The following is a 25,074-nucleotide window of genomic DNA, read 5'->3' as shown; positions in this document are numbered from 1 at the left end:
ACCGGATGTCCGGCGAGATGACTGCAGGCAGCACGGCGTTCTACGCCGCGCGAGACTTCCTCCTGGCGAACCGGGAGGACTACGACACGGCGCTGCGGGACTTCCGCTGGCCCGAGCTCGACGAGTTCAACTGGGCGCTGCAGCACTTCGACGTGGTCGCGGCGGACCCCGAGCGGGGTGCCCGGCGCGCGCTGTGGATCGTCGAGTCGGACGGCAGCGAGGCCCACTGGACCTTCGCCGAGATGGCCGAGCGCTCGAACCGGGTGGCGAACTGGCTGCGGGACCGCGGCGTCGGCCGTGGGGACCGGATCATCCTGATGCTCGGCAACCAGCTGGAGCTGTGGGAGACGCTGCTCGCGGCGATGAAGATCGGCGCGGTCGTCATCCCCGCGACGACGCTGCTCACCGCGGACGACCTGCGGGACCGCGTGGAGCGCGGGAACGCGAAGCACGTGATCGTCGGGGCGGCGGACGCCGGCAAGTTCGACGACGTCGAGGGCGACTACACGAAGATCTCCGTCCGCGGGGCCCCCCAGGGCTGGCACGACTACACGGACGCCTACTCGTCGTCGGCCGTCTTCGTGCCGGAAGCCCCCACCAAGGCGACCGACACGCTGCTGCTCTACTTCACCTCCGGCACCACGGCGAAGCCGAAGCTCGTCGAGCACACCCACCAGTCCTACCCGGTGGGCCACATGTCGACGATGTTCTGGATCGGCCTGGAGCCGGGGGACGTCCACCTCAACATCTCCTCGCCCGGCTGGGCCAAGCACGCGTGGTCGAACGTGTTCGCCCCGTGGATCGCCGAGGCGACCGTGCTGGTGATGAACTACTCGAAGTTCTCCGCCGAGAACCTGCTCGAGGTACTGGACCGCTGCGGGGTGACCAGCTTCTGTGCCCCGCCCACGGTGTGGCGCATGTTGATCCAGGCCGACCTCACCGGGCTGGCGACCCCGCCGCAGAAGGTCGTCGGCGCGGGCGAGCCGCTGAACCCCGAGGTCATCGAGCAGGTCGAGAAGGCCTGGGGTGTGCGGATCCGGGACGGCTTCGGGCAGACCGAGTCCAGTGTGCAGATCGCGAACCCGCCCGGCCAGCCGATCAAGCCCGGCTCCATGGGCCGGCCGATGCCCGGGTTCGCCGTCGAGCTGATCGACCCGGCGACCGGGGAGAAGGCCGACGAGGGCGAGATCTGCCTGGACCTGTCGAAGCGTCCGGTCGGGCTGATGGTCGGCTACCACGGGGACCCCGAGCGCAACGCCGAGGCCATGGCGGGCGGCTACTACCACACGGGCGACGTCGGGGCCCGGGACTCCGAGGGCTACATCACCTACGTGGGCCGCGCCGACGACGTGTTCAAGGCCAGCGACTACCGGATCAGCCCGTTCGAGCTGGAGAGCGTGCTGATCGAGCACCCGGCCGTCGCGGAGGCGGCGATCGTGCCGTCGCCGGACCCGGTGCGCCTGGCCGTCCCGAAGGCCTACGTCGTGCTGGCCGACGGCTACGAGCCCACGCAAGAGACGGCCACGGCGATCCTGGAGTTCGCGCGGGACAACCTCGCGCCCTACAAGCGGATCCGGCGCCTGGAGTTCTTCGAGCTGCCGAAGACGATCTCCGGAAAGATCCGCCGGGTCGAGCTGCGGGGCCGCGAGGGCGAGCTGCGCGCCGATCCGGAGGCGACGCCGTCGGGGGAGTTCACGCTCTGAGACCGGGCGAACACGCCTTGCACATGGCCGGGTAACGTCCTCCCGGTGGCGGGGGAGTACGGGGCGGGCCCGATGGCGATGGTGATGTCCGGGATGCCCGAGGTGATCAGTCGGCTGCTCGAGGAGCACGTCCCGGACCGGCTGGGCCGTTGCACGGCGTGCGGCGCCAGCGGTTCCGGGACGCGCTGGCCCTGCACGCTCGCGCAGATCGCGGCCCAGGCCCGCGCGGTGGCCGCCGAGCAGAGCCGCCCCAAGCTCTGACGGGACCGGCGCCCTGACGACACCGGCGCTCGGACGAGCTCAGGCCTCGGGCGGGGTGTAGTGCCCGGGCCAGTGCTTGTAGGGGATCCGGGTGATGTCCAGGACCTCGCCGATCGTCGACCACTCGTTGCGGCCCAGCCGGGCCAGCGGGCGCAGCCGCTCGACGGCCGGGAGGTTGTTGCCGCGCTCGTCGGTGGTGAAGACGTCCTCGTCGATCGCGGCGTGCACCACCCGCCCGATGACGACGGTCGAGTCGCCCAGCTCCAGAGCCTGGTGGAGCGTGCACTCCAGCGCGACGGGGGACTCGGCGACCCGGAACGGCGTCACCTTCGCGCTCTTCTCGCCGGTCAGGCCCACCGCGGAGAACTCGCTGACCTCGGCGGGGAAGTCCGTGCCGGTGGCGTTGATCCGCTCGAACATCGGCTCGTTCGCCAGGCAGACGACGAACTCGCCCGTCTCCGTCGCGTTGCGGAGCGAGTCCTTCCTGCCGACCGAGGTGAACTGCACCATCGGCGGGTCGACGCACGAGACGGTGAAGAACGAGTGCGGCGCCAGGTTGTCGACGCCGTCCGCGGACCGGGTGGAGACCCAGGCGATGGGGCGGGGCACCACCACGGAGTTCAGCACTTTGTAGAACGGGCCGTGGCCCATCTCGTCGGGGTCGATGTCCTTGCGCATGGGGTGATCCTCCCGCGCCGCGCGCGGTCGCGCACAGGTTCGCGAGCCGGCACACACGGTGGAGCCTGTGCGCCGGCACACGAACCCGTGCGCGAGCGGGGTGGTTACGGTGGGCGCGTGCTGGGTGCGCGTGCCTACGGGCTGCTCGTGGGGGTTCTCGCGGACGCGGTGTTCGGGGATCCGCGCCGGTTCCATCCGGTCGCCGGGTTCGGCTCGGTGGCCTCGGCGCTGGAGCGACGGGTCTACGCGGACTCCCGCGCAGCCGGCGTCGGGTACACGGCGGCGCTGGTGGGGGGCACCATCGCGCTCGGGGTCGCGGCCGAGCGTCTGCTGCCGCGGGCGCTCGGGACGGCGCTCGCCACGTGGGCGGTCCTCGGCGGGACGTCGCTCGTCCGGGAGGTCGCGGCGCTCGGGGCGTCCCTGGAGGCCGGGGACGCCGCAGCCGCCCGCGCCCGGATCCCGCACCTCTGCGCCCGCGATCCCGAGCTCCTGGACGTCGGCGGGATGGCGCGCGCGGGGCTGGAGTCGGTGGCCGAGAACACGTCGGACGCCGTGGTCGCCCCGCTGTTCTGGGGCGCGGTCGCGGGCGTGCCCGGGTTGCTCGGGTACCGCGCGGTCAACACCCTCGACGCCATGGTGGGCTACCGCTCGCCCCGGCACCTGCGGTTCGGCTGGGCCTCCGCGCGCCTCGACGACGTCGCGAACCTGGTCCCGTCCCGGCTCGCGGCTGCGCTGTTCGCGCTCGCCGCGCCGGCCGTCGGGGGGCGGCCGCGGGACGCGCTGGCCGCGTGGCGGGACGCGGGCGGGCACCCGAGCCCCAACGCCGGGCCGGTCGAGGCGTCCGCGGCCGGCGCGCTCGGGGTCCGGCTGGGCGGCCGCACGGAGTACGCGTACGGCATCGAGGAACGCCCGGTGCTGGGGCGCGGTCCGGCGCCCGTGGTGGCCGACCTGGGCCGGGCGGCGCGGCTGTCCCGGCTGGTCGGGGTGGCGTCGGCCGTGGTGGCGGTCGTCGTGGCGACGGGGCTCGCCCGACGCGGCTGACGACGCGGCTCAGGCTCCCGGCTCGTCGTCGGGAGCGGTGCGGGCGGGGACCTTCGCCGCGGGCCCGTCGGCGCCGCCGTCCCGGCCGGACAGCGCGTCCCGGATCGACGTCCTGGTCTCCCGCTTTCCCCGGCGCTGGAGCAGCTCCAGCCGGATGAACAGGCCGAGCGCGATCACGGCGATGGCGCCGAAGGTGATCCACTGAAGCGCGTAGGAGAAGTTCGTGAACGGCGCGCCGCTCACCGGCGGCACGACCGGCAGGACGTCGAGCACCCCGGGCTGTCCGGCGACGAGCTGCGCGTACCCGTCGACCATCCCGACGCCCGTGGCGGTGGCCAGGGCCCGCGAGTCCGCGGCGTAGATCTGGCGGTGCCCGCCGGTGTCGAAGGAGGGGCGGCCGCTGGTGTCGGTCTCGTTGACCCGCAACCGCCCGGTCACGGTGACTGTGCCGGTGGGGGCGGCGGCGAACTCCGGGATCGCCTGGCCGTCCGGGGCGGCGACCGACCCGCGGTCGACCGCGACGGTGCGGCCGTCGGTGAGCCGCAGCGGGGTCATGACCTCGAAGGCCGGCCTGCCGTCGACCACCCGGAGCCGGACCAGCGCCTCGTCCTCGGGCAGGTACTCGCCGGTCAGGGTGACCTGGCGCCACTCGTCGGCCGGATCGACCGCGGCGCCGGGGACGAGATCGGACACCGGCACCGGCGCGACGTCCAGGGCGCGGTCGATCTGTGCCTGCTGGGCCTCCCGCTGGTCCTCCCGGTTGAACTGCCACGGCGCCAGCACCGTGTAGCAGACGGCGACGAACCCGAGCACGACCGCGATGAAGGCCAGCCAGCCCGGACGCAGCAGGAAACGCATGCCCCTACGGTATGCGCCCCGGCCACGGGCGCGCCGAGGACCCTGCGCCCGGAACACCGAGATCCGGAGCACCCCGGTCGGGCTCCGCGGCCTCCGGTGACCCGATACTGGGTCGATGGATCTCCGGGGCGCCCTGCTGGTGGCGGGAACCACGTCCGACGCCGGCAAGAGCGCCCTGGTGGCCGGGATCTGCCGCTGGCTCGTCCGCCGCGGGGTGTCCGTCGCGCCGTTCAAGGCACAGAACATGAGCAACAACTCGGTCGTGACGGCCGACGGCGGGGAGATCGGCCGGGCGCAGGCGATGCAGGCGCACGCGTGCGGGCTGGCGCCGAGCGTCGCCTTCAACCCGGTGCTGCTCAAGCCGGGGAGCGACCGGACGTCGCAGGTCGTGGTGCGCGGGCAGGCGTCCGGGCAGGTGTCGGCGATGTCCTACCGCTCGCGAAAGGCGGCGTTGCTGGAGGTCGTCACCGAGACGTTCGCCGAGCTGCGCTCCCGGTACGACGTGGTGATCTGCGAGGGCGCCGGATCGCCGGCGGAGATCAACCTGCGGGCCACCGACATCGCGAACATGGGGCTGGCGCAGGCCGCGGACCTGCCCGTCGTGGTGGTGGGGGACATCGACCGCGGCGGCGTCCTCGCCCACCTCTTCGGGACCGTCGCGGTGCTGGACCCCGCGGACCAGGCCCGCATCGCCGGCTTCGTGATCAACAAGTTCCGCGGGGACCCGGCCCTGCTCGCGCCGGGGCTCGACCGGCTGCGCACGCTGACCGGCCGGCCGACGCTCGGCGTCGTGCCCTGGTCCGACGGCCTCTGGCTCGACGCCGAGGACTCGCTCTCCGCGGTCGCGGACGGCGTGCTGGGCCGGCCGTCGCCACCGCACGGGTCGCAGTGGCTGCGGATCGCGGTCGTCCGGTCGCCGCGGATCTCCAACGCCACCGACGCCGAGGCGCTGGCCTGCGAACCGGGCGTCAGCGTGCGGTACGTGACCGAGCCGTCGCGGCTGCTCGACGCGGACGTGGTCGTGCTGCCCGGCTCGAAGGCGACGGTGAGCGACCTGGCGTGGCTGCGGTCGTCCGGGCTGGCGGACGGGGTGCTCGCGCACGCCGCCGCGGGGAAGCCGGTGCTCGGGATCTGCGGCGGGTACCAGATGCTCGGGCGGCGGATCGTGGACCCGTCGGGCGTCGAGGTGCCGGGCGGGGCGGACGTGCCGGGGCTCGGCCTGCTGGACCTGGAGGTCGCGTTCGACCCCGTCAAGCACCTGGGGAACCCGACCGGAACGGCCCTCGGGTATCCAGTGCGCGGGTACGAGATCCACCACGGCCAGGTCGTGCGCTCCGGGGACCCGTTCCTGCTCGCCGGGAAGGGATCGGACACAGGGGAGGGCTCGGACGCCGGTGCCGTGCTCGGCACGCACTGGCACGGGCTGCTCGAGAACGACCACTTCCGGCGGGCCCTGCTGACCCGGCTCGCCGCCCAGGCCGGCCGGGCGGGCTTCCGGGTCGCCCCGGCGACGTCCTTCTCCGCGGAGCGGGCGCGGCAGCTCGATCTGCTCGGCGATCTCGTCGAACAGCACCTCGACACCTCGTCACTCGAGCATGTGATCCGCCACGGTGCGTCTCCGGAGCTGCCGGTCCTGGCGTCGGGTCTGGCAGAGTCCCGCGCGTGAGTACGACCCCGCGGTTCCCCTTCTCGGCGGTCGTCGGCCATGACGACCTGCGCCTCGCCCTCGTCCTGAACGCCGTGCACCCCGGTGTCGGCGGCGTGCTGGTCCGGGGGGAGAAGGGCACCGCGAAGTCGACGGCGGTCCGCGCGCTCGCGGCGCTGCTGCCCGGCCTCGACGTGGTGCGGGGCTGCCGGTTCGGCTGCGATCCGGCCGATCCGGATCCGTCCTGCCCCGACGGTCCCCATCCCGCAGGCGCGGCCGGGGAGGCGCGGGCCGCCCGGCTCGTCGAGCTGCCCGTCGGCGCGACCGAGGACCGGCTCGTCGGCTCGCTGGACCTGGAACGGGCGCTGTCCGAGGGCGTCCGGGCCTACCAGCCGGGGCTGCTCGCGGACGCACACCGCGGCGTGCTCTACGTCGACGAGGTCAACCTCCTGCACGACCACCTCGTCGACCTCCTGCTGGACGCGGCCGCGATGGGCCGCGCGAACGTCGAGCGGGACGGGGTGTCCGTCTCGCACGCGGCGCGGTTCCTGCTGGTCGGGACGATGAACCCGGAGGAGGGCGAGCTCCGGCCGCAGCTGCTGGACCGGTTCGGGCTGACCGTCGAGGTCCGGGCCGCGCGAGACGTGGACACCCGCGTCGAGGTCGTCCGGCGGCGGATGGCGTTCGAGAACGACCCGGTCGGCTTCGCCGCGCGCTTCGCCGGCGACGAGGCCGGGACCGCGGCGCGGATCGCCGAGGCGCGGCAGCGGGTCGGGTCCGTGCGGCTCGACGACCGGGAGCTCCGCCGGATCGCGTCGGTCTGCGCCCGCTTCGACGTGGACGGCATGCGGGCGGACCTGGTGATCGCGCGGGCCGCGGTCGCGCACGCCGCCTGGCGGGGTGCGCCGGCCGTCGAGGAGGAGGACGTGCGGGTCGCGGCCCGGCTCGCGCTGCCGCACCGCCGCCGCCGGGACCCCTTCGACGAGCCGGGGATCGACGAGAAGGACCTCGACGACGCCCTGCGGGACGCGGCGGAGGACCTGGACGACGGTGACGACGAGCCGGATCCCGAGCCCCCGGGCGGTGGCACGGACCCGTCCGAGGGCGGGCCGGACCAGGAGACCGGGCCGGATCAGGAAGCCGGGCCCGACCGGGAAGCCGGGCCGGATCGGGACACCGGGCAGGACCGGGAGCCGTCGAACGGCGCGTCCGAGGCGGCGCAGCCGCCCGCCTCGGACGCTTCGGCGTCCCCCGGCGACGCCCCGAACGGGCCGCCCGGGGAGGAACGCCCGTCCGCGGACGGCCCCGGGACCGCGATGCCGATCGGGAGCCCCGCGAGGCTCAGCCGGGTCGCCGCGCGCCGATTCGAGATCCCCGGTGTGGGCGCGGGTGCCCCCGGCCGCCGGTCCCGCGCGCGGACCGACGCAGGCCGGGTCGTCCGCCCCTCCGGCGAGACCGCGCGCAAGGCCGCGGACCTGCACCTGGCCGCGACGATCGCCGCCGCGGCGCCGTCGCAACGCGCTCGCGGCCGAACCGGTCCGGGTCTGCTGCTGCAGCGCGACGACCTGCGCGCCGCCCTGCGCGAGGGCCGCGAGGGGAACCTCGTGCTCTTCGTCGTCGACGCGTCCGGTTCGATGGCCGCCCGCAAGCGGATGTCCGCGGTGTCCGGCGCGGTGCTGGCCCTGCTGCGGGACGCCTACCAGCGGCGGGACAAGGTCGGGCTGGTGACGTTCCGGGCTTCCGGCGCCGAGCTCGTCCTCCCGCCGACGACCAGCGTCCCCACCGCGCAGGTCCGGATGGCCGGCGTCCGCACCGGGGGTCGCACCCCGCTCGCGGAGGGGCTGCTGCTCGCCCGGCGCACCCTGGCGGTCGAGCGGATCCGGGACCCCCGGCGGCGCCCGCTCGTCGTCCTGCTGACCGACGGCCGCGCGACGGTCGCGGCCAGGCCGGGCAACGACCCCGTCGACGACGCGTGCCGGGCCGCGGGCCTGCTCGCGGCGGACGGGGCGCACACGATCGTCGTCGACTGTGAGTCCGGCTTCGTCCGGCTCGGGCTCGCCGGGAGGGTCGCGCGGGCGGCGGGCACCCTCCCGCTCACGATCGACGACCTCACCGCGGAGAATTTGACCTCGCTTGTGAGTGCCTAGCCTCGTTCTCGCGAGGCCAGGCCCTCACAACCCCCATCGACCAGGGAGAACGTCATGCCTCAGGGCCAGGTGACCGCGGTCCCGCAGGACGGGCTGACCACGCGTCAGCGCCGCAACCGCCCGCTCCTCGTCGTCCACACCGGTGCGATGAAGGGCAAGTCCACGGCCGCGTTCGGGCTCGCGCTGCGCGGCTGGAACCAGGGCTGGTCGATCGGGGTGTTCCAGTTCGTCAAGTCCGCGAAGTGGAAGGTCGGCGAGGAGGAGGCGTTCCGCGCGCTCGGCCGCGTCCACGAGCAGACCGGCGAGGGCGGGCCCGTCGAGTGGCACAAGATGGGCGCCGGCTGGAGCTGGTCGAAGAAGCCCGGCACCGAGGAGGACCACGCCGCCGCGGCCGTCGAGGGCTGGGCGGAGATCAGGCGGCGGATCGAGAACCAGGTCCACGAGGTCTACGTGCTCGACGAGTTCACCTACCCGATCAAGTGGGGGTGGATCGACGTGCACGAGGTCGTCGCGGTGCTGAACGCCCGCGAGGGCCGCCAGCACGTGATCATCACCGGCCGGGACGCCGCGCCCGAGCTGGTCGAGGCCGCGGACCTCGTCATGGAGACGACGAAGATCAAGCACCCGATGGACGCCGGGCAGAAGGGCCAGCGGGGGATCGAGTGGTGAGAGCCGTGGTCATCGCCGCGCCGGCCTCCGGCTCGGGGAAGACCACCGTGGCCACCGGGCTGATGGCCGCCCTCACGCGCCGCGGCACCGCCGTCGCGCCGTTCAAGATCGGGCCGGACTACATCGACCCCGGCTACCACACCCTCGCCGCCGGCCGCCCGGGGCGGAACCTCGATCCCGTGCTCGTCGGGGAGCAGCGGATCGGGCCGCTCGTCCGGCACGGCGCGCGCGGGGCGGAGATCGCGGTGATCGAGGGCGTCATGGGGCTCTTCGACGGCCGGGTGTCCGACGGCTACGGCTCGACGGCGCAGGTCGCGGCGATGGTCGGGACGCCGGTGGTGCTGGTCGTGGACTGCAAGGGACAGTCCCGCAGCGTCGCGGCGTTGCTGCACGGGTTCCGCTCGTTCGACCCGACCGTCCGGATCGCAGGGGTGGTGCTGAACCGGGTCGGGAGCGAGCGGCACGCCGAGGTCCTGCGTGCCGCCTGCGCCGAGGTCGGGCTCCCGGTCCTCGGCGTGCTGCCCCGGCGCACGGAGCTGGCGGTCCCGTCCCGGCACCTGGGCCTGGTGACCGCGGCGGAGCACGGGGTCGCCGCGACGGCGGCGGTGGACGCGATGGCAGAGCTGGTGGCGGCGCACGTCGACCTCGACGCGGTGCTCGCGGTGGCCGAGCCGCTCCCGGGCGGCGACGTGTGGTCACCGGGAACCGGTGAACCGCAGGGCCGCCGCCCGGTCGTGGCGATGGCCGGCGGGGCGGCGTTCAGCTTCGGGTACGCCGAGCACGTCGAGCTGCTGGACGCGGCGGGGGCCGACGTCGTCCTCGTCGATCCGCTGCGGGACGAGAAGCTCCCCGACGGGACGTCCGCGCTGGTCCTGCCCGGCGGGTTCCCGGAGGAGCACGTCGTCGCGCTCGGGGGGAACGCCCCGCTGCGCACCGCGATCCGCGAGCTCGCCGCGACGGGCGCGCCGATCCATGCGGAGTGCGGCGGCCTGCTCTACCTGTGCCGGGACCTCGACGGCGTCGAGATGTGCGGCGTCCTGCCGGCCTCCGCCGCGATGACCGGACGGCTGACGCTCGGCTACCGCGAGGCCGTCGCGCTCACCGGGTCCTCGCTGTTCGCGGCGGGGGAGCGGGTGAGCGGGCACGAGTTCCACCACTGCGCGGTCACGCCCCGCGCCGGCGAGCAGCCCGCCTGGGGCTGGCGCGGCGCCGAACCGGAGGGCTTCGTCCACGGCGGGGTCCACGCGTCGTTCCTGCACACCCATCCCGCCGGCGCCCCCGGTGCCATCGCGCGGTTCGTCGCCGCAGCTCAGGTGGGGTCGTGAGCGGCGATTCGGGTTCTAGCGCGAATCGCCGCGCACAGGTGGTGGGGATCGGGGCGCGGCGGGGGGTGAGCGCGGCGGCGGTGCGGGCGGTGCTGGAGCGGGTCGCGGGCGAGTACGGGCTGGACCTGCGGGACGCGCTGTTCGCGAGCGTCGAGGGCAAGGACGAGCCGGGGATCCGGGAGGCGATCGCGCCGGCCGTGCTGCGGCTGCACCCCGCGCCGCTCCTCGCCGCCTGCGTCGTGCCCTCGCCGAGCGGACGGGTTGAGGAGGCGGTCGGGACCCCCAGCGTCGCCGAGGCCGCCGCGCTGGTCACGGCCGGTGCCGGGGCCGTACTGGTGGTGCCCAAGACCAGGGGCGACGGGGTGACGGTCGCCGTCGCGGTCGCGGGGCGATGATCAGCGCAGGCCCGGGGGCGGTGATCCTGAGCGCGCGGGGCACGTCAGCGGGCTCACTCCTTCCGCTCCGCCGTTCGGGTTCCGGCCACCGGACCTGCGTCGATAGAATCGTCCGGTTGACGCCAGGGAGCCCCGGTGCGCACTCCGGGGCGGTCCCGCCACCGTGACCGGTTCGCCCACGAGCCGTGAGCCGGACCCCGCGCCGACGCCACCGACACCGCGAACCGGGCGTGGACACCCGGGAAGGACCTGATGTGAGCGAGCACGACCAGTACCTCGTCGGCCTCGACCTGGCCGGACGCCGCGTCGTCGTGGTCGGGGGTGGGCAGGTCGCGCAGCGCCGCGTCACCCGGCTGATCGCGGCCGGGGCCGTCGTCGAGGTCGTGTCGCCCGAGGTCACCCCGGCGGTCGAGGGCATGGCGTCCGCCCGGGAGCTCACCTGGACCGAGCGCCGCTACGAGGTCGGGGACCTCGACGGCGCCTGGTACGTCGTCGCCTGCACGAACGACCCGACGGTGAACCTGGCCGTCGGCGCGGAGGCCGAGCGCAACCGGATCTTCTGCGTGCGCGCGGACGACGGGTCGAAGGGCACCGCCGTCACCCCGGCGACCGGCGAGTTCGACGGGCTGACCGTCGGCGTCCTCGCCCGCGGCCGGCACCGCCGCTCGTCCGTCGTGCGGACCGCGCTGGTCGAGGCGCTGCAGTCCGGGGTCGTGAACGACTCCGCGGACCCGGTGCTGCCCGGCGTCGCGCTGGTCGGCGGCGGCCCCGGCGATCCGGAGCTGATCACCGTCCGCGGCCGTCGGCTGCTGTCCCGCGCGGACGTCGTCGTCGCGGACCGGCTCGGCCCGCGGGACCTGCTCGACGAGCTGGGCCCGCACGTCGAGGTCATCGACGCCTCCAAGATCCCCTACGGCCGCGCGATGGCCCAGCAGCGGATCAACGAGCTGCTGGTCGAGCACGCCAGGGCCGGGAGGTTCGTCGTCCGGCTCAAGGGCGGGGACCCGTTCGTCTACGGCCGCGGCTTCGAGGAGGTCATCGCCTGCACCGAGGCGGGCGTGCCCGTCACGGTCGTCCCCGGCATCACCAGCGCGTTCGCCGCGCCGGCCGTCGCCGGGATCCCGGTCAGCCACCGCGGTGTCGCGCACGAGATCGTCGTGGTGTCCGGGCACGTCGCCCCGGGCGACCCGCGCAGCCTCGTGGACTGGCCCGCGCTCGGCCGGATGAAGGGCACGGTGGTGCTGATGATGGCCGTCGAGCGGATCGGGCTCTTCGCGGCCTCGCTGGTAGAGCACGGGCGCCCCGCGGACACCCCGGTCGCGGTGATCCAGGACGGCACCACGCGCATCCAGCGGACGGTCCGGGCGACGCTGGCCACGGTGGCGCAGCAGGTCGCGGAGCATGAGATCAGCCCGCCCGCGATCGTGGTCATCGGGCCGGTGGCGGGGCTCACCGCGGGGGCCTGACGGCTTGACCCCGGCCCGTCGGCGTGGTGATGTCGACGCGCGACGGCAGGGAGGAACCCGGTGCGACTCCGGGGCGGTCCCGCCACTGTCACCGGGGAGTGCGTCCCCACCTGCGAGGCCACTGCCGATCTCCGGCGGGAAGGCCGGGGACGAGACGCCGATCCGGGAGCCAGGACACTCCGGCCGTCGCACGGTGTCGACGGAGGAGGGCGCGGACCCTCGAGGAGGCCAGGATGACCGGCGACGGTCCTGTGAATGCTGTGTTGGTGGTGTTGGGCGTCGGACCCGGGGAGCCCGAGTCGCTCGCCCCGGAGGCCGCGGACGTGCTGGCCGCGGCGGACGTCGTGTTCGTCCCGGGGGTGCCGGCGGAGTCGACGCTGTTCTTCTACACCGAGGCCTGGCGGGTCGAGCGCATCACGGACCTCGCCGGGGCGGTGCCGGTGATCGAGGACTGGTTCCGCCTGAACCCCGGCTCGACGGCCGTGCTCGCCGTCCCCGGTGACCCGGCGGACCATCCGGCGTTCACCGCGGTCGCCGACGGCCTGCGGGTCGCGGTGCCCGGGCTCGCGGTCCGTACCGTGCCCGGGGTGTCCATCGTGCCCCCGCGCCTGAGCCCGCTGCCCTGGTGACCGCCGACGTGCCGAACTTCTACGACGTCGTCAACGGCCGCCGCGACGTCCGGACCGGTTTCCTCCCAGACGAGCCGGTGGACGACGCCGCCCTGCACCGCGTGCTGCAGGCCGCGCACGCCGCGCCGAGCGTCGGCTTCTCCCAGCCCTGGGACTTCCTGCTCGTCCGGGACCGCGGCGTCCGCGAGCGGGTGCACGCCCTCGTCGCCGCCCAGCGCGACGCCTACGCCGCGTCGCTGCCCCGGGCCCGCGCGGAGGCGTTCCGCACGGTGAAGATCGAGGCGATCCTTGACACCCCGGTCAACGTCGTCGTCACCTGCGACCCGACGCGCGGCGGCCGGCACACCCTCGGCCGCTTCACCCAACCGACGATGGGCCCGTACTCCGCGGCGCTCGCCGTGCAGAACCTGTGGCTCGCCGCGCGGGCCGAGGGCCTCGGGGTCGGCTGGGTGAGCTTCTTCGACGACGCCGGGCTCGGCGAGCTGCGCGCGCTGCTCGGCATCCCGGCGCACCTCGACGTCATCGCGTACCTGTGCCTCGGGCACGTCCGCGGGTTCCCGGACGAGCCCGAGCTGGCGACGGCCGGCTGGGCGCGGCGCCGCCCGCTGGCCTGGGCGGTGCACTCGGAGCGCTTCGGGCACCGTGCGCTGCCCGGCGAGGAGCCGGTGGACCTGCTCGAGGAGACGGTCGCCGCGATCCGCCCGCCGGACGCCGAGGCGCGCGCGGCGGCCCGGGACCGGCTGGACCGGATGACCAAGCCGCGCGGCTCGCTCGGCAGGGTCGAGGACCTGGCCGTCGACCTCGCGGGGATCGCGGGCAGCTGTCCGCCGCCCGTTCCGGAGCCCGCGGCCGTCGCCGTGTTCGCCGGGGACCACGGCGTCCACGCGCAGGGCGTCACGCCGTGGCCGCAGGAGGTCACCGGGCAGATGGTGGCGAACTTCCTGGCCGGCGGGGCCGTCGTGAACGCGTTCGCTCGGCAGCTCGGGGCCGAGGTCTGCGTCGTCGACGTCGGGGTGGCCGCGGACCTGGACCCCGTGCCCGGGCTGCTGCCGCGCAAGGTCGCCCGGGGCACCGCGGACATGACGGCGGGCCCGGCGCTGACCCGCGAGCAGGCCAGGCACGCCGTCGAGGCCGGGATCGAGACCGCCCGGGACCTCGTCGCCGCGGGCAACCGCTGCCTCGTCACCGGGGACATGGGCATCGCGAACACCACGGCCGCGGCCGCGCTGATCTGCACGGTCACCGGCGCCGACCCCGCCGAGGCGACCGGCCGCGGCACCGGGATCGACGACGAGACGCTCACCCGCAAGACCGACGTCGTGCGCCGGGCCCTGGAGCGGCACGGCCCGGACCCCACCGACGGGATAGGGCTGCTCTCGGCGTTCGGCGGGCTCGAGCACGCGGGCCTCGCCGGGCTGATCCTGGGCGGCGCGGCGCTGCGGGTCCCGGTGATCCTCGACGGTGTCAACGCCGGCGCCGCGGCGCTGGTCGCCTCGGTCCTCGCGCCGCACTCGACCGGCTACTGCGTCGCCGGCCACAGGTCTGCCGAGCCCGGGCACCGGCTCGCCACCGCGCACCTCGGCCTCACCCCGCTGCTCGACCTCGGAATGCGCCTGGGCGAGGGCACGGGAGCCCTGCTCGCGCTGCCCGTCGTGCAGGGCGCGGCGCGGGCGCTGGCGGACGTCGCGACCTTCGACGCGGCGGGCGTTGCGGACAAGGACGCATGACCTCCCATACCGCCCGGTAACATTTCACCTCGGACGTTCGAGAACCTCTCGACGGCGAGGGAGATCGATCATGAACGGTGTGGTGCTCGAGCGCCTGCTGGCCCGGGGGCCGGTGCTCGGTGCGGGGGAGGCCGCGGTCGTGCTGCGGTCCGTGGGCCGGGGCCTGCTGGCCCGGCACGACGACGGCACGGTGCACGGCGCCGTCGGCCCCGCGGCGGTCGTGATCGGTCGCGACGGGCGGGTCTCGCTGCGCGAGCCCTCCCTGCTGCCCTCGTCCGTCCCCGGCGTGACCGCGGACCTGCAGGGCTTCGTCCGGCTCGCGCGGACCCTGGCCACCGCCTGGTGCGCCGGGGACCGGACGCGGGCCGAGCTGCTCGAACGCTGTGGCGTGATCGCGCTGGCCTCGGGCCTGCCGCTCGCGCTCGAGACGCTGCGGGTGGGGGCACCCTGGTGCGACGGCGCGCGGCTCGCCGCCGTGGCCGCGGAGATCACCGGGCCCACGCCGGCGATCACGCTGCCCGTTCCGCGGAGCATCGAGGCGGTGCCGGCGGGGGAACGGCTCGACGGGCGCCTCTCCGCCTGAGCCTCGCCGGTCCGGGCGCTGCCGCGGTCTGCGGCTGATCGGGCCGCGGACCTCAGTCCGTCCGCCAGCTCGCGTGCGGGTCCGCCCTGCTCAGGGCGGGATCGTCCGACGCGAACGTCCGGGCCGGCCCCGGCCCCGTGGCCCGCGTCTCGAACCGGACGGTGACCCGGCCGTGCCCGGCGCCCTGCACCCAGCCGTGCCCGTGCTCGGCGTGCGCCACGTCGTCGCCCGCCCGCCAGGGGGCATCCGGATCCGGCGGGGCGTGCCGCCCACCGGGCGCCACCTCGGGCTCCTCGACCGTCACCGGCACGTCCCCGACCTCTTCCGGGTCGTTCGCGGGCGGGCTCTCGAACGCCGGGAACGCCTCGAACAGCGTCGGCGGGGGAGTGTCGCCCAGCCCGGACAGCGACACCCCGACCAGCCGGACACCGCCCTGGGGCACCGCGGCCTGGGCCAGCCGCTGCGCCACGGCGGTGAGCGCGCCCAGGTCCGTGCTGGCGTAGGCCGTGGTCTCCGAACGGCTGGCGGTGGTGAAGTCCGCGTTGCGGGCCTTCACCGTGACCGTGCGCGCCGCCCGCCCGTCGACGACCAGCCTGCGGTGCGCCGCCGCCGTCATCCGGGCGACGTGGTGCAGGACGTCGCTCATCGCCGTCAGGTCGTGCTCGAAGGTGGTCTCCGCGCTGATCTGCTTGGCGGCGCCACGCGGCGCGACCGGCCGCTCGTCGATCCCGCGGGCGAGCCGGTGCAGCTCGGTGCCCATCGCGGTGCCGAGCACGCCCGTGACCTCGCGCAGGTCCATCGCCGCGAGGCCGCCGATCGTCTCGACACCGACCTTGCGCAGCGACGCCTCGGCCACCGGCCCGATGCCCCAGAGCGACCGCACCGGCAGTGGGTCGAGCACCGCGCGTTCCTCCTCGGCCGCGACGACCCGCAGCCCGTCCGGCTTCGCGAGCTCGGACGCGATCTTCGCGACCTGCTTGCCCGAGCCCGCCCCGACGGAGGCGGGCAGCCCGGTCCGCTCCCGCACCGCCGCCCGCAGCGCCGTGCCGAACTCCCGCACGTCCGCCGGCGAGGCCCCGACCAGCGCGGGAGGCTCCAGGAACGCCTCGTCCAGGGACACCGGCTCGAGCACCGGCGCGGCCTCGCCGAGGACGTCCATGACCTCTCCGGAGATCGTCTTGTAAAGGTCGAACCGGGGCGGGAGGACGGTGGCGTGCGGGCAGCGCCGCCGGGCCTGGCCCATCGGCATAGCCGAGCGCACCCCGAACACCCGCGCCTGGTAGCTCGCCCCGGCGACGACGCCGCGCCCGCCGGTGCCCCCGACGAGCACGGGCCGCTCCGCGAGCGTCGGGCGGGTCAGCTGCTCGACCGACGCGTAGAACGCGTCCATGTCGAGATGCAACACCCACCGCACGGACCCATTCTTCACCGGGGGACCGCCAGTCCGGGTTCAGGAGGTGAGCGCGTCCAGCAGGGCGTCGACCGAGACGGCACCGCGGTACTGCTCGCCGTTGACGAACAGGGTGGGCGTCCCGCGCACGCCGCTGCGCACGCCCGAGTTGAAGTCCGCCTCCACCCGGTCCTCGAAGTTCTGGCTGGCGGGCCAGATCGCCTTGTCCGGGTCGTCCAACCCGATCGCCTCGGCATGCTCGCGCAGGTCCCGCTGGGTCAGCCGGGGCGGGCCCGGGGCGTAGAGGCGGGCGTGCATCGGCCAGAAGCGCCCGTAGACCGACGCCGCCTCGGCCGCGCACGCCGCCGCGAGGGAGTGCGGGTGCAGCTCGAACAGCGGGAAGTGCCTGAAGGCGAACATCAGCCGGTCGCCCAGCTCCTCGCGCACCTTCTCGATCACGGGTGCGGCCTCGCGGCAGTAGGGGCACTCGAAGTCCCCGTACTCGACGAGCGAGAGCTCGGCCCCCGCCTCGCCCTGCAGGTGGTCGTAGGGCCCGATCTGCGGGTCCAGCTGGCTGCTGATCGTGAGCTCCTCGCACTCGTCGGGTCGGCGGGCCCGGCGACCGGCGGCGGTGGGGCAGGATGTCGCGGTGGCCGTGGTGACGACATTAACGGAGCGCGGGGAGCTGTCCCGTGCCGCGCGGCAGTTCCTGCGCACCGAATCCGGGTCGGCGGTGCTCCTCATCAGCGCGGCCGCGCTCGCGCTGGTGTGGGCGAACCTCGGTCCGTCCTACGAGGAGTTCTGGCACACTCGGCTCGCGATGGTCCTGGGTGGCGCCGAGCTCGCGCTCGACCTGCGGCACTGGGTCAACGACGGGCTGATGGTGCTGTTCTTCTTCAGCGTCGGCCTGGAGATCTCCCGGGAGATGACGCTCGGCGAGCTGCGGGGCTTCCGCGCCGTCGCGACCCCGGCGATGGCGGCGGTCGGCGGCCTGTGCGTGCCCGCGCTGCTCTTCCTGCTGTTCAACTACGGCGGCGAGGGCCAGAACGCGTGGGGCATCGCGATCTCCACGGACACCGCCGTCCTGCTCGGCGTGCTCGCCCTCGTCGGGCCGCGGTGCCCGGACCAGCTGCGGGTGTTCCTGCTGGCCCTGGCGATCGTCGACGACATCGGTGCCGTCCTCGCGATCGCGTTCTTCTACACCGAGCGGGTGAACGTGGCCGCGCTCATGGGAGCGCTGGTGCTGTTCGCCGCGCTGCTCGGTCTGCGCTTCGTGCGGTTCTGGCGGACGCCGTTCTACGCGGCCATCGGCATCGTGATGTGGCTGGCGGTCCTGGCGTCCGGGGTGCATCCGAGCGTCGTCGGCGTCGCGCTCGGCCTGCTGGTCAACGCCTACGCGCCGCGCCGGCAGGACATGCGCCGCGCGCTGTTGGTGGGCAAGAGCTTCCTGGTCGACCCGACGCCCACGCGCGCCCTGGCGGCGCAGGCGGCCGTGACCGAGGCGGTCTCGCCGAACGAGCGGCTGCAGCTGAGGATCCAGCCGTGGAGCAGCTATGTGATCGTCCCGATGTTCGTGCTGGCCAATGCCGGCGTGGTGCTCGACCGGACGACGCTGACGGCGGCGCTCGGCTCGCCGATCACGTGGGGGATCGTCGTCGGCCTCGTGGTCGGCAAGCCGATCGGCGTGACGCTCGGAACCTGGATCGCGCTACGGGCCCGGATCGGCCGGTTGCCGGACACGCTGCGCTGGGGCCAGCTCGCGGGTGGTGCGACGCTCGCCGGGATCGGCTTCACCGTGGCGCTGTTCGTCACCGAGCTCGCCCTGAAGGACCCGCTGCTGCAGAGCGAGGCGAAGATCGGCATCCTCGCCGGCTCGATCCTGGCGGCGCTCCTCGGCTGGCTGGTCTTCCGGGTGGCGGGGGAGCGGGGCGGCCAGTGCTCGCCGAGCGGGCTCCCGGTCCTGCCCCCGCGCCCGTGGCGCCCCGTCGACTGATCTCCGCTGCCCGCCCGGCCCTGAAATTCGCGTTGTGGCTCCACAACGCGAGGTTCGGCCGCTCAGAGCGCGGCGACGAGGGGGGTGGGGTCCGTGAGCCAGGGGACGTGGCCGCCGTCGACCTGCCGGCCCTCCGCCTCCGGGATCACCGCGAGCGCGACCCGGGCCGCGACGTAGGGGAGGAACGCCTCGTCCCGGCCGTGCAGGTAGGTCGTATGCGGCAGCGCGTGCAGCTCGGGGGCGGTGAGCGCCATGTTCGGACGCGGCGTGCGGAAGTCCAGCAGTTGCTGGAGCATCCGCGGCACCGTGTGCCGGAAACCCGACCGCCTCGACGCGTGGTAGGCCAGGTCGCCGAGCTCCGGCCAGTCGCGCAGGGCCGGTTCGGCGAGGGATCTCCGCAGGCCGGAGGCGTACCAGGCGGGCCGGGTCGGGCTCGTCAGCAGCGCGCGGGCGGTCGTGGGGACGGCGAGGGCGCCGAGCAGTGCGTCCGCCCGGCCCCCGGCGAACGCGACGCCGGGTGCGCCGACGAGCACCAGCCGTTCGACCAGGGCGGGCGCGTCGATCGCGGTCCACGCGGCGGCCATGCCGCCCAGCGAGTTGCCGACCAGCACCGCGCGCTCCGAGCCCGTCGCGCGGACCGCGGCCGTCGTCAGCGCGACCAGGACCTCACGCAGGGCGAAGTCTTCGCCGGGCAGGCCGTCGGAGAGCCCGTGACCGGGGGCGTCGAGCGCGACGACGGTCCGGCCCGTCAGGTGCGGCAGGAGCGGGAGCCACCAGGCGGCGGAGAGGGTGGCGCCGTGCAGGAGGACGAGCGGCGTGCCGGCGCCGCGGGTGGCGAACCCGCGGGCCACGCCGAGGCCCGGGACGTCGAGCTCCAGCGGGTCGAGCTCGACGCCCAGCCGCGCGACGAGCCGGGTCTGGTCCGCGGCGGCGCGCTGCGCGGCAGAGCTCACGGGCGGGCGACGATCAGGCCGCGGAGGAGCGCGTCGCCGTCGTGCATGCGGAGGCGCGGGGCGGCGGGGCCGAAGCCGGCGAGCGCGCCGGGGTGCTCGGGGTCCGGAAGGAGGTCGACGAGCCAGAGCGGGCCGTCCGGCGCGTCCTTCCCGGTCCACTCGCGGACCGCGGCGGGGCCGTCCGCGGGGCCCAGGGTGATCGACGACATCGGACTGGAGAGGCCCTCGCCGGTGGCCTTGAGCAGGGCCTCCTTGCGGGTCCAGATGGTGAGGAAGGCGGCCGCGTCCGCGGGGGGATGCGCGCGGCGCTCGGCGGGGGAGAGAGCGTGGCCGGCGAGGCCGTCGAGGTCCGCGAGCGGCCGAAGCTGCTCGACGTCCAGGCCGACCGGCCCGTCCGTGGACACCGCGACGCCGACCCGCTCACCGGAGTGGGTCAGCGAGAACTCGGGGCCGCCGCCGCCGAGGCGCGGTTTGCCGTGGGGCTTGCCGCAGCGGCAGGTCCGGTCCAGCGTGAGCGACGCCGGATCGGCGCCGACCTGCTCGCCGAGGACGATCCGGGTGAGGGCGTGGGCGGCGAGGTAGCGGGCGCGGTCGATCTCCTTGCGGAAGGCGCGCAGCCGTCCCGACTCGTGATCGTCGAGGAGGGAGACCAGCGCGGCCGCCCCCTCGGGGTCGATCGGTCGGGCCCACCAGACCTCGCACTCCGGCACGTCGCCCAGCCTTCCACACCGGACCCGACATGGCAGGAGGGTCGCTCCCCCGTGGGAAACGACCCTCCTGCGCCGGATCAGCCGCTGCGGCGGGCCGCGAAGTCCGCGCGGGCGTGCGCGGGCTTGGTGCTGCTGCGTCCGGTCGTGCGCCGGTGGGGGAGGAGCCCCGGGGCGCCGGGGACGTCCTTGCCCTTGGCAGCGGCCCGCCGGGCGGCGCGGTTCGCCGGAGCTGCCTGATCGGCCCGGAATTCGACAGGGGTGGTTCGCATGAGGTACCTCCGAGTGTGTGGCCGGGGGGTCGTTCGGCGACGAGCCGGGCGGATGACCACGACGACGGCCGGGACGGACACGGGACGTCGGACGAGACCGCGGCGGCGCCGAAACGTGCGGCCGCGAGCGGGGCGAGTGCCCCGGGGTCTCAGAGGAAGAACTTCATGGCAGGAACGGTAGGTTGCGCTCCGGATCGACGGCACCGAATTTGCCGCCTCGGAGCGGGCAGGATGGGCTAGCACGCTCCGCGCGGGGGCGCTACCTTCTCTGGCACACCACCGTGGACCTCCTGAAGGCGAGGCGACGATGACGACGCTGATCGTGACTCACGAGGTCGACGACGTCGGCCACTGGCTCCGCTCGTCTCGCCGGGAGGATGTCTTCGGGCCGCTGGGCCTGACGATTCGAACCTTCGTCGACCCGACGGACGAACACCGGGTCGGACTGATTCTCGAGGTCCCCGACGTGGACGCGTTCAACCAGTTCATGCAGACCCCGGAGGCGGCAGACGCCATGAAGCACGACGGGGTCCGACCCGACACACTCGTGAACCTTCTCGAGGCGTAGCCCGGCACGTCCGTCGGTCACCTCGCGGGTCCCCGGCCACGGCAACGGCCGGCGTCGTCTTCCACGCGGGCGATCTGCGGCCCGGTTAGCGTGGGCCCGTGCGCACTCCCGACGTCGTCGTGATCGGGGGCGGCATCGCCGGCGCCTCGATCGCCTACGAGATCGCCGCCCACCGTTCCGTCGTCCTGCTCGAGGCCGAGTCCGCGCTGGCCATGCACACCACCGCCCGGTCCGCCGCGACCTGGATCCCCGGGCACGGCACCGCCGCCTTCCGCGCGCTGACCACCGCCAGCGGCCCGCGCTTCATCGCCCTGGCGGAGGAGCTGGACGCTCCGCGGTTCCTCAGCCCGCGGGCGGTGCTCTGGGCCGCGTTCGACGACGACGGCGAGCGCGAGCTGGAGCTGATGCTCGCCGAGCGCGTGGGCGAACCCGACGTCCCGGCCCGGCTCACGTCCGCCGAGGCCCGGCGGCTCTGCCCGGTGCTGCGTGAACCCCGGGCGGGGGCGCTGACCGAGAACGGGGCCGACATCGACGTGATGGGCCTGCACCAGGCGTTCGTCCGGGGGTTGAGGCGCCGTGGGGGCGAGATCCGTACCGGCGCCCGGATCGCGGCGATCGAACGGGCCGGCCAGGACTGGCGGGTCCGCACGACCGGTGGCGAGGAGGTCACCGCACCCGACGTCGTCGACGCCGCGGGCGCGTGGGCGGACGTCGTCGCCGGGCTGGCCGGGGTGCCGCCGGTCGGCCTGCAGGCCTATCGGCGCACCATCGCGATCGTCCCGGTTCCGACGCCGACGGGCCCGTTGCCCATGGTCAGCGACCCGGCCGAGCGCTTCTACTTCAAGAACGAGGACCCCGAGGGGACGACGCTGCTGCTCTCGCCCGGGGACGAGACCCCGCTCGCGCCGGGCGACCCGAAGCCGGACGAGCTGGACGTCGCCCTGGGCCTCGAACGCGTCGAGGAGGTCACCGGGCTGGGCCTGCGGTCGGTCCGGACGGCGTGGGCGGGCCTGCGCACGTTCGCGCCGGACCGCAGCCCCGTCGTCGGCCCGTGGCCGGAGCATCCCGGATTCCACTTCTTCGCCGGGCAAGGCGGATCGGGCGTCGAGTCGGCGCCGGCGCTGGCCGCGCTGGGGGCCGCCGTCGTCACCGGGACCTCCGTGCCGGCGGACATCGCGCTGAGCGCGGATCAGGTCGCGCCGGTGCGCGCACAGATGTAAGCAGCCGCTTACAGTGAGGGGCATGGCTGCGCCCACCACCACCTCCGGCCGTGACCTCTTCGACGGGGCGTTCTGGAGCGACCCCCATCCCGCCTACGCGGAGCTCCGCGCCGACGAGCCGGTGCGCCGGCTCGACCTGCCGGACGGCCCGATGTGGCTGATCAGCCGGTACGACGACGTCCGCGCGGCGTTCGTCGACCCGAGGCTGAGCAAGGACTGGCGCTACACGCTGCCGGCCGAGCAGCGCGACGCCATGCCGGCCGCGCCGACGCCGATGATGCTGCTGATGGACCCGCCGGACCACACCCGGCTGCGCAAGCTGGTCAGCCGCTCGTTCACCGTGCGGCGGATGGCCGAGCTGAAGCCGCGGGTCGAGGAGATCGCCCGGGAGCTGCTCGCCGTGCTGCCCGACGACGGCACCGTCGACCTCATGTCCCGGTACGCCTTCCTGCTGCCCGTGCAGGTCATCTGCGAGCTGCTGGGCGTCCCGAGCGCCGACCGCGACGACTTCAGCGCCTGGTCCTCGATCATGATCGACGAGTCCCCGCAGGAGGCCAAGCTGGAGGCGAGCGCCAAGCTCGGCGGCTACCTCGCCGAGCTGATCGGGCGCAAGCGCGTCGCGCCGGACGACGCGCTGCTCAGCGCCCTGAGCCAGGTGGCGGAGGACGACGGGGACCGGCTCTCCCAGGAGGAGCTGGTCGCGATGGCGATGCTGCTGCTCATCGCCGGGCACGAGACCACGGTGAACCTGATCGGCAACGGCGTCCTGGGCCTGCTCACCCACCCCGACCAGCTGGCGACGCTGCGGGAGAAGCCCGAGCTGATCGGCAACGCCGTCGAGGAGTTCCTGCGCTGGGACTCGCCCGTGCAGACCGCACCCGTGCGGTTCGCGGCGGAGGACGTCGAGATCGGAGGCGTGACGATTCCCGAGGGCGCTGTCGTCATGCTCGGGCTGTCCGCGGCGAACCGGGACGGGGAGAGGTACCCGGAGCCGGACACGCTCGACGTCACGCGGGACGCGGGCGGGCACGTCGCGTTCGGTTACGGCCTGCACCACTGCCTGGGCGCCCAGCTCGCGCGGACCGAGGGCGAGGTCGCGATCGGTGCGCTGCTCGCGGAGCGCCCGGAGCTGGCCCTCGCGGTGGAGCCGGCGGAGCTGACCCATCGCACGAGCATCCTGGTGCGAGGCCTGACGCAACTCCCGGTGGACCTGGGCCCCCGCGCCTGAGGCGCCCCCCTACGCACGAACGGCACTTTCGCTCATCAGGTATGAGCGAAAGTGCCGTTCGTGAAGATCGACCATCTCAGGCGAGGGGCGCGCCGGTCTTCTCGCGGACCTCGTCCTCGGTGACGTCGGGGGCGGTCTCGACGAGCTTGAGGCCGTCCTCCGTCACGTCGATGACCGCGAGGTCGGTGATGATCCGGGTGACGCAACCCAGGCCCGTGATCGGCAGCGAGCACTTCTCGACGATCTTGGGCGTGCCGTCCTTGGACACGTGGTCCATCATCACGATCACCTTGCGGGCGCCGTGCACGAGGTCCATCGCGCCGCCCATCCCCTTGATCATCTTGCCGGGGATGGCCCAGTTCGCCAGGTCGCCAGTGGCGCTGACCTCCATCGCGCCCAGCACAGCGACGTCCAGGTGGGCGCCGCGGATCATGCCGAAGCTGTCCGAGGAGTCGAAGTAGCTCGAGCCGGGGAGGACCGTGACGGTCTCCTTGCCGGCGTTGATCAGGTCCGGGTCGACCTTGTCGGCGTCCGGGTAGGGCCCGACGCCGAGGATGCCGTTCTCGGAGTGCAGGACGACCGTGCGGTCCGCCGGGATGTGCCCGGGGACCAGGGTCGGCATGCCGATGCCGAGGTTGACGTAGGAACCGTCGGGCAGCTCGTCGGCGACCCGCTTGGCGAGCTGATCACGCGTCAAGCTCATCGCACTCCCTCGCTTCGCGAGCTCGACGCTTCGCTCGGGCGCTGTGTCAATGGTTCGCTCGCAAGCTCGCTCACGCCTTGTTCTCCTTCACGGTCCGGAACTCGACGGGCTTCTCGACGTCCGGGACGTGCACGACGCGCTGGACGTGGATACCGGGGGTGTGCACGGCGTCCGGGTCGATCTCGCCCGGCTCCACCAGGTGCTCGACCTGGGCGATGGTGATCCGCCCGGCGGCGGCGCAGGCGGGGTTGAAGTTCCGCGCGCTGCTGCGGTAGACGAGGTTGCCGTGCCGGTCGCCCTTCCAGGCGTGGACGAGCGCGTAGTCCGGGGTCAGCGCGGCCTCGAGGACGTACTGCACGCCGTCGAACTCGCGTACCTCCTTCGCCGGGGACTCGACGAGGACCTCGCCGCCGGGGCCGTAACGCCACGGGAGCCCGCCCTCCGCGATCAGCGTGCCGACGCCGGCCGGGGTGTAGAAGGCCGGGATGCCCGCGCCGCCGGCGCGCAGCCGCTCGGCCAGGGTGCCCTGCGGCGCCAGCTCCAGCTCGATCTCGCCGGCGAAGTACTGCCGCGCGAACTCCTTGTTGTTGCCCACGTAGGAGCCGATCGTCCGGCGGATCCGCCCCGCCTCGAGCAGCTTGCCGAGGCCGAACCCGTCGACGCCCAGGTTGTTGCTGATCGTCTCGAGATCCGTCGCGCCCTGCGCGATCAACGCGTCGATCAGTACCGTGGGCACACCCACCATGCCGAAACCGCCGACGGCGAGCGACTTCCCGTCGCCGATGTCCGCGACGGCCTCGGCGGCCGACGCCACAACCTTGTCCATCATCGCCGCTCCACACTCCGGGGCTGAATTCGCACCGAGGCTACGGGGGCGGTCGGCGCGGGACAACGAATGGTGAGCCAGACGGGA

At 74.4% G+C, this 25,074-nt stretch carries 25 protein-coding genes and 1 riboswitch; of the genes, 16 read left to right on the top strand and 9 right to left on the bottom strand.

What is annotated here, in order from left to right; all coding sequences use genetic code 11:
* The first annotated feature begins 17 nt into the window (after positions 1 to 17).
* Together JWP64_RS12195 and JWP64_RS12190 are read left to right on the top strand one after the other, a co-directional pair.
* Complete coding sequence (locus JWP64_RS12195; protein ID WP_297495942.1) at positions 18 to 1,703, top strand: AMP-binding protein; 1,686 nt, start codon at positions 18 to 20, stop codon at positions 1,701 to 1,703.
* A 45-nt stretch (positions 1,704 to 1,748) separates the two neighbouring features.
* Positions 1,749 to 1,964 carry a hypothetical protein gene (locus tag JWP64_RS12190; protein ID WP_297495940.1) on the top strand — a complete coding sequence of 72 codons (216 nt, stop codon included), beginning with the start codon at positions 1,749 to 1,751 and terminating at the stop codon, positions 1,962 to 1,964.
* Positions 1,965 to 2,003: 39 nt separating this feature from the next.
* On the opposite strand, the gene JWP64_RS12185 is transcribed toward JWP64_RS12190, so the two are convergent.
* Complete coding sequence (locus JWP64_RS12185) at positions 2,004 to 2,642, bottom strand: flavin reductase family protein (protein WP_297495938.1); 639 nt, start codon at positions 2,640 to 2,642, stop codon at positions 2,004 to 2,006.
* A 117-nt stretch (positions 2,643 to 2,759) separates the two neighbouring features.
* Here JWP64_RS12185 and JWP64_RS12180 point away from each other — a divergent pair, with 117 nt between their 5' ends.
* Positions 2,760 to 3,683: a cobalamin biosynthesis protein gene (locus tag JWP64_RS12180; protein ID WP_297495936.1), complete on the top strand. Its 924-nt coding sequence runs from the start codon at positions 2,760 to 2,762 to the stop codon at positions 3,681 to 3,683.
* Between the two features lie 9 nt (positions 3,684 to 3,692).
* Here the strand turns inward: JWP64_RS12180 and JWP64_RS12175 are convergent, their stop codons facing one another.
* Positions 3,693 to 4,541, bottom strand: coding sequence for an SURF1 family cytochrome oxidase biogenesis protein (locus JWP64_RS12175; protein ID WP_297495934.1), 849 nt, complete (start codon positions 4,539 to 4,541; stop codon positions 3,693 to 3,695).
* A gap of 115 nt (positions 4,542 to 4,656) precedes the next feature.
* On the opposite strand from JWP64_RS12175, the gene JWP64_RS12170 reads away from it, so the two are divergent.
* From JWP64_RS12170 to JWP64_RS12130, 9 genes are all read left to right on the top strand, one after another.
* Entirely contained in the window at positions 4,657 to 6,207 is a 1,551-nt protein-coding gene (locus JWP64_RS12170; protein ID WP_297495932.1) for a cobyric acid synthase, read from the top strand.
* The gene (locus JWP64_RS12165; RefSeq protein ID WP_297495930.1) at positions 6,204 to 8,333 is read left to right on the top strand and encodes a putative cobaltochelatase; all 2,130 of its coding nucleotides are present in this window, start codon (positions 6,204 to 6,206) and stop codon (positions 8,331 to 8,333) included. Before JWP64_RS12170 ends, JWP64_RS12165 begins: the two co-directional genes overlap by 4 nt.
* Positions 8,334 to 8,387: 54 nt before the next feature.
* Entirely contained in the window at positions 8,388 to 9,002 is a 615-nt protein-coding gene (gene cobO, locus JWP64_RS12160; RefSeq protein ID WP_297495928.1) for a cob(I)yrinic acid a,c-diamide adenosyltransferase, read from the top strand.
* Entirely contained in the window at positions 8,996 to 10,327 is a 1,332-nt protein-coding gene (locus JWP64_RS12155) for a cobyrinate a,c-diamide synthase (protein ID WP_297495926.1), read from the top strand. Before cobO ends, JWP64_RS12155 begins: the two co-directional genes overlap by 7 nt.
* Positions 10,324 to 10,722: a cobalamin biosynthesis protein gene (locus tag JWP64_RS12150; protein ID WP_297495924.1), complete on the top strand. Its 399-nt coding sequence runs from the start codon at positions 10,324 to 10,326 to the stop codon at positions 10,720 to 10,722. Before JWP64_RS12155 ends, JWP64_RS12150 begins: the two co-directional genes overlap by 4 nt.
* 254 nt (positions 10,723 to 10,976) lie before the next feature.
* Positions 10,977 to 12,188, top strand: coding sequence for a uroporphyrinogen-III C-methyltransferase (cobA, locus tag JWP64_RS12145; protein WP_297495922.1), 1,212 nt, complete (start codon positions 10,977 to 10,979; stop codon positions 12,186 to 12,188).
* A gap of 50 nt (positions 12,189 to 12,238) precedes the next feature.
* Positions 12,239 to 12,368, top strand: a riboswitch (cobalamin riboswitch).
* A 53-nt stretch (positions 12,369 to 12,421) separates the two neighbouring features.
* The gene (locus JWP64_RS12140) at positions 12,422 to 12,817 is read left to right on the top strand and encodes an SAM-dependent methyltransferase (protein WP_297495921.1); all 396 of its coding nucleotides are present in this window, start codon (positions 12,422 to 12,424) and stop codon (positions 12,815 to 12,817) included.
* On the top strand, positions 12,814 to 14,544 hold the full coding sequence (cobT, locus tag JWP64_RS12135; RefSeq protein WP_297495919.1) for a nicotinate-nucleotide--dimethylbenzimidazole phosphoribosyltransferase: 1,731 nt from the start codon (positions 12,814 to 12,816) through the stop codon (positions 14,542 to 14,544). Before JWP64_RS12140 ends, cobT begins: the two co-directional genes overlap by 4 nt.
* 70 nt (positions 14,545 to 14,614) lie before the next feature.
* Entirely contained in the window at positions 14,615 to 15,127 is a 513-nt protein-coding gene (locus JWP64_RS12130; RefSeq protein WP_297495918.1) for a hypothetical protein, read from the top strand.
* A 52-nt stretch (positions 15,128 to 15,179) separates the two neighbouring features.
* On the opposite strand, the gene JWP64_RS12125 is transcribed toward JWP64_RS12130, so the two are convergent.
* A complete protein-coding gene (locus tag JWP64_RS12125) occupies positions 15,180 to 16,532 on the bottom strand; it encodes a DNA polymerase IV (RefSeq protein WP_297495995.1) in 1,353 nt (450 codons plus the stop codon).
* 45 nt (positions 16,533 to 16,577) lie between these two features.
* A complete protein-coding gene (locus JWP64_RS12120; RefSeq protein ID WP_297495916.1) occupies positions 16,578 to 17,261 on the bottom strand; it encodes a thioredoxin domain-containing protein in 684 nt (227 codons plus the stop codon).
* Between JWP64_RS12120 and nhaA the strand changes: the two genes are divergently transcribed.
* The gene (nhaA, locus tag JWP64_RS12115; protein ID WP_297495914.1) at positions 17,251 to 18,510 is read left to right on the top strand and encodes a Na+/H+ antiporter NhaA; all 1,260 of its coding nucleotides are present in this window, start codon (positions 17,251 to 17,253) and stop codon (positions 18,508 to 18,510) included. The two genes, JWP64_RS12120 and nhaA, sit on opposite strands and share 11 nt — an antisense overlap.
* Before the next feature lie 62 nt (positions 18,511 to 18,572).
* On the opposite strand, the gene JWP64_RS12110 is transcribed toward nhaA, so the two are convergent.
* From JWP64_RS12110 to JWP64_RS12100, 3 genes are all read right to left on the bottom strand, one after another.
* On the bottom strand, positions 18,573 to 19,463 hold the full coding sequence (locus JWP64_RS12110; RefSeq protein WP_297495912.1) for an alpha/beta fold hydrolase: 891 nt from the start codon (positions 19,461 to 19,463) through the stop codon (positions 18,573 to 18,575).
* On the bottom strand, positions 19,460 to 20,173 hold the full coding sequence (locus JWP64_RS12105) for a 4'-phosphopantetheinyl transferase superfamily protein (RefSeq protein WP_297495910.1): 714 nt from the start codon (positions 20,171 to 20,173) through the stop codon (positions 19,460 to 19,462). Before JWP64_RS12105 ends, JWP64_RS12110 begins: the two co-directional genes overlap by 4 nt.
* Before the next feature lie 77 nt (positions 20,174 to 20,250).
* Positions 20,251 to 20,442 carry a hypothetical protein gene (locus JWP64_RS12100; protein WP_297495909.1) on the bottom strand — a complete coding sequence of 64 codons (192 nt, stop codon included), beginning with the start codon at positions 20,440 to 20,442 and terminating at the stop codon, positions 20,251 to 20,253.
* A 307-nt stretch (positions 20,443 to 20,749) separates the two neighbouring features.
* On the opposite strand from JWP64_RS12100, the gene JWP64_RS12095 reads away from it, so the two are divergent.
* The 3 genes from JWP64_RS12095 to JWP64_RS12085 all read left to right on the top strand — a co-directional run bounded on the left by JWP64_RS12095 (position 20,750) and on the right by JWP64_RS12085 (position 23,458).
* A complete protein-coding gene (locus tag JWP64_RS12095) occupies positions 20,750 to 21,010 on the top strand; it encodes a hypothetical protein (RefSeq protein WP_297495907.1) in 261 nt (86 codons plus the stop codon).
* A 98-nt stretch (positions 21,011 to 21,108) separates the two neighbouring features.
* Positions 21,109 to 22,230, top strand: coding sequence for an FAD-dependent oxidoreductase (locus JWP64_RS12090; protein ID WP_297495906.1), 1,122 nt, complete (start codon positions 21,109 to 21,111; stop codon positions 22,228 to 22,230).
* A gap of 22 nt (positions 22,231 to 22,252) precedes the next feature.
* Complete coding sequence (locus JWP64_RS12085; protein ID WP_297495904.1) at positions 22,253 to 23,458, top strand: cytochrome P450; 1,206 nt, start codon at positions 22,253 to 22,255, stop codon at positions 23,456 to 23,458.
* A gap of 76 nt (positions 23,459 to 23,534) precedes the next feature.
* Here the strand turns inward: JWP64_RS12085 and JWP64_RS12080 are convergent, their stop codons facing one another.
* Together JWP64_RS12080 and JWP64_RS12075 are read right to left on the bottom strand one after the other, a co-directional pair.
* Positions 23,535 to 24,161 (bottom strand): 3-oxoacid CoA-transferase subunit B, encoded by a 627-nt coding sequence (locus tag JWP64_RS12080; protein WP_297495903.1) that lies wholly within the window; start codon positions 24,159 to 24,161, stop codon positions 23,535 to 23,537.
* Positions 24,162 to 24,231: 70 nt separating this feature from the next.
* Complete coding sequence (locus tag JWP64_RS12075; RefSeq protein ID WP_297495901.1) at positions 24,232 to 24,990, bottom strand: CoA transferase subunit A; 759 nt, start codon at positions 24,988 to 24,990, stop codon at positions 24,232 to 24,234.
* Positions 24,991 to 25,074 lie beyond the last annotated feature (84 nt).

It is taken from the genome of Pseudonocardia sp., assembly GCF_025465255.1.
Classification (GTDB): domain Bacteria; phylum Actinomycetota; class Actinomycetes; order Mycobacteriales; family Pseudonocardiaceae; genus Pseudonocardia.
The sequence above is the reverse complement of the archived record's forward strand: the minus strand, read 5'-3'. Positions and strand labels throughout refer to the sequence as shown.

Excerpts from the sequence above, each read along its gene's own strand:
- JWP64_RS12175 (WP_297495934.1), bottom strand. The coding sequence starts at position 4,541 with ATGCGTTTCCTGCTGCGTCCGGGCTGGCTGGCCTTCATCGCGGTCGTG.
- JWP64_RS12140 (WP_297495921.1), top strand. The coding sequence starts at position 12,422 with ATGACCGGCGACGGTCCTGTGAATGCTGTGTTGGTGGTGTTGGGCGTC.
- JWP64_RS12100 (WP_297495909.1), bottom strand. The coding sequence starts at position 20,442 with ATGCGAACCACCCCTGTCGAATTCCGGGCCGATCAGGCAGCTCCGGCG.
- cobO (WP_297495928.1), top strand. The coding sequence starts at position 8,388 with ATGCCTCAGGGCCAGGTGACCGCGGTCCCGCAGGACGGGCTGACCACG.
- JWP64_RS12170 (WP_297495932.1), top strand. The coding sequence starts at position 4,657 with ATGGATCTCCGGGGCGCCCTGCTGGTGGCGGGAACCACGTCCGACGCC.
- JWP64_RS12085 (WP_297495904.1), top strand. The coding sequence starts at position 22,253 with ATGGCTGCGCCCACCACCACCTCCGGCCGTGACCTCTTCGACGGGGCG.
- JWP64_RS12185 (WP_297495938.1), bottom strand. The coding sequence starts at position 2,642 with ATGCGCAAGGACATCGACCCCGACGAGATGGGCCACGGCCCGTTCTAC.
- JWP64_RS12095 (WP_297495907.1), top strand. The coding sequence starts at position 20,750 with ATGACGACGCTGATCGTGACTCACGAGGTCGACGACGTCGGCCACTGG.
- JWP64_RS12075 (WP_297495901.1), bottom strand. The coding sequence starts at position 24,990 with ATGATGGACAAGGTTGTGGCGTCGGCCGCCGAGGCCGTCGCGGACATC.
- JWP64_RS12080 (WP_297495903.1), bottom strand. The coding sequence starts at position 24,161 with ATGAGCTTGACGCGTGATCAGCTCGCCAAGCGGGTCGCCGACGAGCTG.
- JWP64_RS12120 (WP_297495916.1), bottom strand. The coding sequence starts at position 17,261 with ATGAGGAGCACCGCCGACCCGGATTCGGTGCGCAGGAACTGCCGCGCG.
- JWP64_RS12130 (WP_297495918.1), top strand. The coding sequence starts at position 14,615 with ATGAACGGTGTGGTGCTCGAGCGCCTGCTGGCCCGGGGGCCGGTGCTC.
- JWP64_RS12195 (WP_297495942.1), top strand. The coding sequence starts at position 18 with ATGACTGCAGGCAGCACGGCGTTCTACGCCGCGCGAGACTTCCTCCTG.